Source organism: Actinomadura sp. 7K534 (assembly GCF_004348575.1).
GTDB lineage: Bacteria > Actinomycetota > Actinomycetes > Streptosporangiales > Streptosporangiaceae > Spirillospora > Spirillospora livida.
This window is the reverse complement of the sequence record NZ_SMKB01000286.1, coordinates 1-8,342: the sequence shown is the minus strand read 5'-3', so window position 1 is coordinate 8,342 and position 8,342 is coordinate 1. Positions and strand designations below refer to the sequence as shown.

Annotated in this window: 8 protein-coding genes and 2 rRNA genes; 3 read left to right on the top strand and 7 right to left on the bottom strand. The window is 72.6% G+C overall.

All coding sequences use genetic code 11. The features are described from left to right. Positions 1-417 (bottom strand): hypothetical protein (locus E1266_RS32875; protein WP_132053780.1); only part of this gene is annotated, 417 nt, incomplete at its 3' end. A gap of 114 nt (positions 418-531) precedes the next feature. Here E1266_RS32875 and E1266_RS32870 point away from each other — a divergent pair. Continuing rightward, a complete protein-coding gene (locus E1266_RS32870) occupies positions 532-873 on the top strand; it encodes an SCP2 sterol-binding domain-containing protein (RefSeq protein ID WP_132053778.1) in 342 nt (113 codons plus the stop codon). 2 nt (positions 874-875) lie between these two features. Here the strand turns inward: E1266_RS32870 and E1266_RS32865 are convergent, their stop codons facing one another. After that, on the bottom strand, positions 876-1,877 hold the full coding sequence (locus tag E1266_RS32865) for an HAD-IIA family hydrolase (protein WP_132053776.1): 1,002 nt from the start codon (positions 1,875-1,877) through the stop codon (positions 876-878). Positions 1,878-1,961: 84 nt separating this feature from the next. After that, the gene (locus E1266_RS32860; protein WP_132053774.1) at positions 1,962-2,405 is read right to left on the bottom strand and encodes a tetratricopeptide repeat protein; all 444 of its coding nucleotides are present in this window, start codon (positions 2,403-2,405) and stop codon (positions 1,962-1,964) included. A 63-nt stretch (positions 2,406-2,468) separates the two neighbouring features. On the opposite strand from E1266_RS32860, the gene E1266_RS32855 reads away from it, so the two are divergent. Beyond that, on the top strand, positions 2,469-3,809 hold the full coding sequence (locus E1266_RS32855) for a DUF1015 domain-containing protein (RefSeq protein ID WP_132053772.1): 1,341 nt from the start codon (positions 2,469-2,471) through the stop codon (positions 3,807-3,809). A 48-nt stretch (positions 3,810-3,857) separates the two neighbouring features. Next, complete coding sequence (locus tag E1266_RS32850) at positions 3,858-4,796, top strand: MBL fold metallo-hydrolase (protein WP_132053770.1); 939 nt, start codon at positions 3,858-3,860, stop codon at positions 4,794-4,796. A 24-nt stretch (positions 4,797-4,820) separates the two neighbouring features. Here the strand turns inward: E1266_RS32850 and E1266_RS32845 are convergent, their stop codons facing one another. From E1266_RS32845 to E1266_RS32830, 4 genes are all read right to left on the bottom strand, one after another. Continuing rightward, entirely contained in the window at positions 4,821-5,987 is a 1,167-nt protein-coding gene (locus tag E1266_RS32845) for an alkaline phosphatase PhoX (protein WP_207946055.1), read from the bottom strand. A 105-nt stretch (positions 5,988-6,092) separates the two neighbouring features. After that, positions 6,093-6,956: a hypothetical protein gene (locus E1266_RS32840; protein WP_243719177.1), complete on the bottom strand. Its 864-nt coding sequence runs from the start codon at positions 6,954-6,956 to the stop codon at positions 6,093-6,095. A gap of 1,011 nt (positions 6,957-7,967) precedes the next feature. Beyond that, a 5S ribosomal RNA gene (gene rrf / locus E1266_RS32835) occupies positions 7,968-8,084 on the bottom strand. Between the two features lie 162 nt (positions 8,085-8,246). Then, positions 8,247-8,342, bottom strand: a 23S ribosomal RNA gene (locus tag E1266_RS32830); the annotation flags it as partial.

Here is an 8,342-nt window from a genome sequence, read left to right as displayed (position 1 = left end):
CACGTTCTGCACCCGCTTCAAGGAGCAGGTGGGGATGACGCCCACCGAGTTCCGCGGCCGCGCCCGCACCGCCGGCGCCGCCGCGATCCCCGGCTGCTTCGTGCTGCTGTGGGCCGGCGGCTTCCGCCCGGACGGCTCGTGCCCCTCGGCCGGGTCGGCGGAGTCGGCGGACGCGAGCAGGTCCTGCAGGCGCTGGTGGACGTCCTCGTAGATCTCCACGTGCCCGGAGACGGGCCGCGCGCCGAGTTCGCCGAGGCGGGCCACGGCGGCGTCCACGCGCGGGTCGCCGGTGGGGTCCGGCGGCGCGACGGCCGGGAAATCCGGCTTCTCGCCCACCGGCTCGTCCGCGACCGGGTCCGCCTTCGGTGCCAGCGCGGCGGCCGGTGCGACCGGCCCCTCCGCGACCTCGTCGGACATCACGTTTACCTCCCAGTAGACCCCGAGCGCCCGCGACAGGTCGCCTCCGGCTCATGCTGAACGCTACCTTCCCTGAACGACATCGTCGTCGGAGGAACGGGGAACGGCCTGACCATGGCGAACGAGGAGGACTGCCGGGCGGCGCTCGGCCATGTCGCGGCCCGCCTGGGGGATGTGGACGCCGACCGGTTCGCCGAGCACGCGGTCGAGCGGACGATCAGCTGCGTCATCCCGGACCTCGGGCTGGCGTACCGCACGCGCTTGCACGCGGGCGGGCTGGACCCGTTCGAGCCGGACGGCGACCCGAAGGCGGCGCAGGTCCGGCTGACCATGGACAGCGACGACCTCGTCGCGATGGCCCGCGACGAGCTGAACCCCGCCAAGGCGTGGGCGGCGGGCCGCCTCAAGATCGAGGCGAGCATCTTCGACCTGCTCCGCCTGCGCAAGCTCCTCTGAGGTCAGAGCGCGAGGCTCCCCAGGGCCTCCGTGAGGGCCTCAGCGGGCGGCGGTGCGCCGGTCTCCCAGGCGGCCGACGCGAGCGCCCGGAGGCCGTCGTAGGGGTCGCCGGAGCCGTCGACGGTGACGGCGTCCCCGTCGCGGCGGGCCGTCCAGCCCCCGCAGCGGTGGCCGCCGTCCGCACGGACGATCTCCGGGTGCGGGACGAGGAGGCCGGTCAGGTCGGGCGCCAGGTAGGTGGGCCGCCGGTTCGGCGGCGCGGTCAGGGCCTCCAGGGGGCCGGTGACGCCGGTGAAGACGAGGAGGCTGTCGGCGCCCCCGTTGTACGCGCCCTCGATGTCGGTGTCGAGGCGGTCGCCGACCACGAGCGGGTTCCGGGCGCCGGTGCGCCGGACCGACTCCTGGTGCAGCGGCCGTTCCGGCTTGCCGGTGACGATCGGCTCGACGCCGGTCGCGGCGCTGATCACGCGGAGCAGCGAGCCGTTCCCGGGGTGCGGCGGCCCGTCGCCGCCGGGGATGGTCAGGTCGCCGTTGGAGCCGACGAACAGCGCGCCCATGGCGACGGCCTGCGCCCCCTCGGACAGCAGCCCGTACCCGAGGCCGGGGTTGTAGCCCTGCGCGACGGCGGCGGGCCGGCCGGCCGCGGTCGACACCGGGCGCAGCCCCTGCGCGTACAGGGCGTGGCGCAGGCCCGTACCGCCGACGACGAGGACCTCCGACCCGGCGGGCAGTCGCTCGGCGAGCAGGCGCGCCGCCGCCTGCGCCGAGGTGACCACGTCATCCGCGTCCGCTGGGACGCCGACCTCGGTGAGCAGCGCCGCGACGGCCGACGGCGTCCGCGAGGCGTTGTTGGTCACGAACGCCAGCCGCTGCCCGGCCGCGCGGGCCTTGGCGAGCGACTCCGCCGCCGCGGGCACGGGCCTGCGGCCGACGTAGACGACCCCGTCGAGATCGAGCAGGGCGACGTCGTACGCCTCGCTCAGGGGACGGTCGCTGCCTTTCATGGGGCTCCTCATGACCGTGATCGTACGGGGAATGTTACCGATGGGTAAGGCACGAGGGGCACTGCGCGCACCCGCGCCTCGGGATCAGCGGCGCGACTTGAGCGTGGCCCTGGCGTGCCGCAGCGCCTTCGCGTAGTCCTCGTTCTCGGGACGCATCGCCGCCGCGAGCGCGAGGTGCCGCGCCGCGCCCTCGAAGTCGCCGAGGCGGCTCAGGGACAGGCCGAGGCCGAACCGCGCGTAGTCCTCGGCGGGCTCCTCCTCGACGATCGACCCGAAGCTCTCGGCGGCCGCGGAGAACCGCCGCGCCCCGAACTGGGCGCGGGCGAGGGCCTCGCGGATGCTGTGCGACCCCGGCTCGACCTCGGCGGCCCTGGTCAGCAGCTGCAGCGCGGCGCCGGGGCTGCCCGACCTCAGCAGCTCCAGACCCCGCGTGTACCACTCGTAGACCCCGCCTTCCGGAGGGGTGGTGTAGCCGCCTGGGCCGTCCCCCGGGGAATCCTCCGGCCGCCCGGAACCTTGATGACTCATGTGGACCTCCCCTCGCATTCCGACCGTACCCGCACAGCCGTAACACGCCCGGCGGTGGTTAGCATGCCCAAGGTGGACGACCTCCCCACCGGCCTGACGCCCCGGGAGTTCAGCGCCCGGGTCTTCGGGACCTCGGAGCCCCCGGCGGGCCGCGGCCTGGAGCTGGCGCCTTTCCACGGCGTCCGCTACGCCGCCGACGTCGCGGGCGACCCGGCGACGGTCACCACGCCCCCGTACGACCTGATCGACGAGGCCGGGGCGCTGCGGCTGCTGGCGGGCGGCGGGTACAACATCGTCCGGATCAACCTCCCGCGCGCGGCCGGGGAGAGCTACGCCACGGCGGGCGAGAGGCTGCGCCGCTGGCTCGACGAAGGCGTCCTCACCGTCGACCGGGACCCGGCCCTGTACGTCTACGAGGCGTCCCGGGGCGAGACGGTCCTGCAGCGCGGCCTGGTCGGCGCCCTGGGCCTTCGCGCGGAGTCGGAGGGCGTCGTGCTGCCGCACGAGGACGTCTTCCCCGGTCCCGTCCGCGACAGGCTCGCGCTGATGGCGGCCGCGAAGGCCAACCTGGAACCGATCTTCCTGCTGTACGACGGCGGCGGCGACGCCATCGCCGGGATCGTCGACGGCGCGGCGGACGACGAGCCCCTCATGGAGTTCTGCGCCGACGACGGCCTCACCCACCGGCTGTGGCGGGTCACCGACCCCGCACTGCACGCCCGGGTCGCCGCCGACCTCCGCGGCAAGCGGGCGCTCATCGCCGACGGCCACCACCGCTACGCCACCTATCGCGCCCTCCAGGCCCGCCACCACGCCGCGGGCGACGGCCCCGGCCCCTGGGACGCCGGGCTGGCGCTGCTCGTGGACTCCTCGCGCTACCCGCCCCACCTGGGCGCGATCCACCGGGTCCTGCCCGGCCTCAGGGTGGAGGACGCCGTCGAACAGGCCCGGAAGGTCTTCCGTGTCACCGACTTCAGGGACGAGGCCACGGCGCTCGAAGCGCTCGCTGGCGAGACCGGTCCCGCCTTCCTTCTCGGCGGGGGCGACACCCTGCATCTCCTCACGGACCCCGATGAGGCTGCTTTGAGCCGGGCCATGCCGTCCGAGCGCTCACCACGGTGGCGGCGGCTCGACACCGCGGTGCTCGACCACGTCCTCATCGGGGGCCTCTGGAACGTCCCTGAGAACGAGAACGCCATCGAGGTCGTGCACGACGACCCGTCCGCCGCCCTGGCGCGCGCCCGGCGGAACGGCGGGACGGCCGTCGTTCTGAACCCCCTCAAGGTCGAGGACGTCGTGGCGGTCGCCGAGGAGGGCGAGCGCGTTCCCCGCAAATCCACATCGTTCGGCCCCAAGCCCCGCACCGGTCTCGTCCTCCGGCTACTTCGGGACGATCTCCGCTAATAGGGGGCGGGGTGGCCGTTATGGGCCGTCAGGGCCGATGATCGGGGGATGAACACGACGACCACGGTCACGCCCCTCGGCGGGGACGTCTACGAGATCGATACGCGGATGGCGGGGTACAGCGGCATCACCGCCGGCTATTTGATCATGTCCGACCGGCCGTGCCTGGTGGAGCCGGGAACGTCCGGGTCGGCGCCCGTCGTGCAGGCCGCGCTGCGGGAACTCGGCGTCGGCCCCGACGACCTGGCGACGGTGGTCGTGACGCACATCCACCTCGACCACGCGGGCGGCGTCGGCGACATCGCGCGGATGTACCCGCAGGCGGAGGTCGTCGTCCACGAGAAGGGCGCCCGGCACCTGGCCGACCCGTCCAAGCTCATGCGCAGCGCCCGGATGGTCTACGGGGACGCCCTCGACACGCTGTTCGGCGAGCTGAAGCCGACGGACGCGGCGCGCATCCGGGCCGTCGAGGACACCGGCACGGTCGACCTCGGCGGCGGGCGGCGCCTGGACTCGCACTACTCCCCCGGCCACGCCAAGCACCACGTCGGGCTGATGGACTCCCACACCGGCGACCTCTACGTCGGCGACGCCGCCGGGATGTACATCCCGGAGACGGCGGACGTGAAGCCCGCGACGCCGCCACCCGACTTCGACCTCGACACCACGCTCGAGTCGATCGGCAAATTCCGTTCGCTGGGCCCGCAGCGGCTCCTGTTCGCGCACTACGGGCCCGTGACCGAGGTGGACGACACCCTCGAACGGTCGGCGGAGGAACTGCGGGTCTGGGTGGACGCCGTCCGCGACGCCAGGGACCAGGGCCTCGACCTCGACCACGCCGTCGCGATGGTCGTCGACCGCACTAAGGACCGCTACGCCATCACCGCCGACGGCGTCGACCCGGAACTGGCCGCCAAATACGAGGTCCTCACCAGCGCCGAGAGCAACGTGGCCGGCATCATGCACGCCCTGGACAAGAACGCCTGACGCCCTGTCCAGGGCGGGAGATCCTCAGCGGCGGAAGGGCCCGGTCACCTCGAACGTGTAGCCGTCCGTGCCGGCGATGAACCCGCTCTTGCCGCGCTGGGACGAGAAGTACAGGCGCGAACCGTCCGGGCTGAACGCCGGGCCGGTGATCTCCGAATCGCCGTGGCCGTTCAGACGCAGGAACGGGGTCACGATCCCGTCGGTGGTGATCAGGTTGATCTCCATGTTGTCTCCGTCCTCGGCGACGAAGAGGTCCCCGCCCGACGTGGCGGTGACGTTGTCGACGCCCTGCAGCGGCGCCTCGCCCTCCGCGACGAGGTCGTCGTCGTAGGCGATGTCCAACCGCTCGGCCGCCGCGTCATAGGCCCACACACGGTTGTCGCCCTTGGTGGTGAAGTAGCAGACACCGTGCGTGTAGTAGCAGCCTTCACCGCCCCTGAAGTGCATGGCTTCGGCAACCTGCTCACGGGTCGGCGTAAGCCAAACCTCCGGGTTGGGCACCCTCGCCCATTGGACGGGGCCCGTTCCCGAGCCGACGAGCACTTCGAGCGTCCCCGACGACAGGTCGCCCCACGTCTGCGGCCGGAAACGGTAGAAGCACCCGTCGGACTGGTCCTCGGTGAGGTAGACGACCTTCCGCTCGGGGTCGGACGCCGCCGCCTCGTGCTTGAACCTGCCCATCGCGGGACGCGCAACGGCCGAGTTCTGGCCTCGCGGGTCCGTCTCCCACACGAGACCGAGGTCGTGCTCCTCGCACGACAGCCACGTGTTCCACGGCGTCGCGCCTCCGGCGCAGTTCAGCGTGGTGCCGTTCAGCGTCCGGTACGCGGACGTGATCCGGCCGGACGCGTCGAACCGTATGGCGGACACGCCGCCGACGAGCGGGACCTCCGAGTTGCTGACGTAGATCCAGCCGTCCCCGTCGCTGAAGCACGCACCGCCGTCGGGCGCGGGATGCCAGGTGTACCTCGTCCCCTCGACGCGCCGGAGCGAGCGCGCGACGACCCGGCCGGTGAACCCTTCCGGAAGCTCCAGGCCGTTGCCGTCCGCCGCCCGCAGCGGCCCGTACGGGCTTGGACCGGGCTGTGCCGGACCGGACGCGAACGCCTGGTGCCACAGGGCTCCCGAGAAGGCGGCGGTTCCGCCGGCGACGGCGGTGGCGCGCAGGAACATACGGCGGTTCAGGGGCATGGCGAACTCCAAGAGTCGATCACCACCGGACGTGTCCGGCGGCCCCCGATCGGCGCGATCCCGTGAATATCGAGCGAAACCTACCCGCCAGTCAAGTAGGGCAGGTCATCCGGTGTGCGGCGGCTGCTCCCCGTCGGCGGGCTTCGGCTCCAGGAACACCGCGGGCACGTCCGGCACGTCCTCGTCGGGCGTCTCCGGCACCTCGGGATCGGCGGCCTTGAACTCGATCCCGGTCGCCGGCGCCCCTTCGGCTGCGGCCACGTCTCCGGGAGCGGCTTCGTCCCCGGGAGCGGCTTCGTCCTCCGTGACGACGTCCCCGCCGTCTTCGAGGGAGCCCTCCCCGGTGTCGATCTCCTCGGCGCCCGCATTCTCGGCGCCGGCGTCTTCGACGTCGCCGTCCTCCGTGTCGATGATGTGGAGGCCCTCGAGTTCGGCGTACCGCTCGGCTGCGTCGGTCTCGCCGTCCCGGTCGGCCGCCGCGGCGCGCGCGAACCAGTCGGACGCCTCCTCCGCGCGTTCCGCCTCGACGAGCGCGTCCGCGTAGGCGTAGAACAGCCGCGCCGACCACGGCCGTAGCCGCCGGTCGCGGAGCTCGGGGATCTGCAGCGTGACGACGGCCGCGTCGTACTGCCCGAGGTCGCGGCGCACTCCCGACTCCACGATGCGGAGCTCGACGAGCCCCATCGGGTCGAGGTTCTTCGCCTCCGGCGACTTGATCAGGTCGAGGGCGCGCTCGGGACGCCCGAGCCCGCGTTCGCAGTCGACCATCAACGGCAGGTAGGAGACGTCACCCGCGCTGAGCCGGCGCGCGGCCCTCAGCTCGGCGAGCGCCTCGGCCCATTCGCCCGCGTGGTAGGCCGCGATCCCGGCCGCCTCCCGGACGACCCCGACGCGCGACGCGAGCCGCCGCGCGGCCCGCGCGTGCTTGTAGGCCCGCTCCGGCTCCTCGTCGGCGAGCCGGCCCGCCATGACGAGATGACGGGCGACCTTCGTGGCCAGTTCTTTCGGCAGCGTGCGCAGCTCGGTGCGCGCGTCGACGTCCAGCTCCTCGCCGGTGACGTCATCGGGCAGGATCGGATCGTCGTGCTTCGGTGCGGGACGCTCACGCTCGTCCGTGCGCGTCCGCCGGTCGGGACGGTCGCCGCGCGGCCCGGAGGGGCGTCCTCCGCCGTCCTGCGGGCGCTTCGGGCCTCCGCGGCCCTTGAAGGGACGGTCCCGGTCACGGTCGCCCTTGAAGGGACGGTCCCGGTCACGGTCGCCGGGGCGTCCCTCGCGCCGGCCTTCGAACCGCCCTCCCCCAGGACGCCGCTCGTCGCGCCCGCCACGGCCGTCGCGGCCTTCACGATCCTGGAAACGTCGCTCTCCCTGGCCGCTACCGGCCTGCCGTCCAGCCGGGCGTCCCTCTCGGCTCGGGCCTCCGCTCTGAGCGGGGCGAGGACCGCCCCTGGAGGCCGGAGGCCGCCCCTCGCGGCGCTCTCCGCCACGAGGCCCGTCGAACCGGCCTTCCCGCCGCTCACCGCGCGGACCGGCAGGACGGCCTTCCCGGCGATCGTCCGGCCGCCGCTCACGGGACTCGGTGCGCCGGTCGTCCGACCGCTTGAACGGACGGCCCGGCTTGCGGTCGTCACGCTGACCGCGAGCGTCGCGGTCCTTGCCCTTCCAGCCCCCGCCGTTCGGACGGCCCCGTCCGCCCGGCGCACCGCCGGCGCGGGGCGATCCCTGGCGGGGTCCACCGCTCCTACGGTCCCCGGAACCACCCGGGCGGCCACGAGCGCCGCTTCCGCGACGGGGCGGCGTATTCCGCCCCCCGTTGTCGCCCCGCCGCTCGCGGCTGTCGTCGCCGCGGCCGTCCTCTTCCGCGCTCATCACGTCCGTCACTGTTCTTGAAGGTGGTTCGTGGACTCTTGCAGCCTACTTTGCAACCCCACGACATGCGTCGAGGGCCGCCCCATGAATCGGGGCGACCCTCGACCAATATATGTCCGGCGGTGTCCTACTCTCCCACACAGTCTCCCATGCAGTACCATCGGCGCTGAAGAGCTTAACTTCCGGGTTCGGAATGGGACCGGGTGTTTCCCCTTCGCCAAAACCACCGAACGTCTCAACGCACCACCCGTAACAGGTGGGCAAGTTCAACGTCCAAGCCGGCAAGGCTCAGCACATTCAATTAACAACACACGGGGTTGCCCAGGGTTGTTTCCTGAGAACCACACAGGGACGCGAACAATCTCTCGCAGCGGTTTGCTTTGAACGAATTGTGTGTTCAAGCCACTCGGCCTATTAGTACCGGTCAACTCCACACGTTACCGCGCTTCCATACCCGGCCTATCAACCCGGTCGTCTACCGGGAGCCTT

Bases quoted from the DNA above. Each gene is read 5' to 3' on its own strand.
- E1266_RS32840 (WP_243719177.1), bottom strand. From the start codon at position 6,956: ATGGCGGGCCGGCTCGCCGACGAGGAGCCGGAGCGGGCCTACAAGCAC.
- E1266_RS32850 (WP_132053770.1), top strand. From the start codon at position 3,858: ATGAACACGACGACCACGGTCACGCCCCTCGGCGGGGACGTCTACGAG.
- E1266_RS32845 (WP_207946055.1), bottom strand. From the start codon at position 5,987: ATGCCCCTGAACCGCCGTATGTTCCTGCGCGCCACCGCCGTCGCCGGC.
- E1266_RS32860 (WP_132053774.1), bottom strand. From the start codon at position 2,405: ATGAGTCATCAAGGTTCCGGGCGGCCGGAGGATTCCCCGGGGGACGGC.
- E1266_RS32855 (WP_132053772.1), top strand. From the start codon at position 2,469: ATGCCCAAGGTGGACGACCTCCCCACCGGCCTGACGCCCCGGGAGTTC.
- E1266_RS32865 (WP_132053776.1), bottom strand. From the start codon at position 1,877: ATGAAAGGCAGCGACCGTCCCCTGAGCGAGGCGTACGACGTCGCCCTG.
- E1266_RS32870 (WP_132053778.1), top strand. From the start codon at position 532: ATGGCGAACGAGGAGGACTGCCGGGCGGCGCTCGGCCATGTCGCGGCC.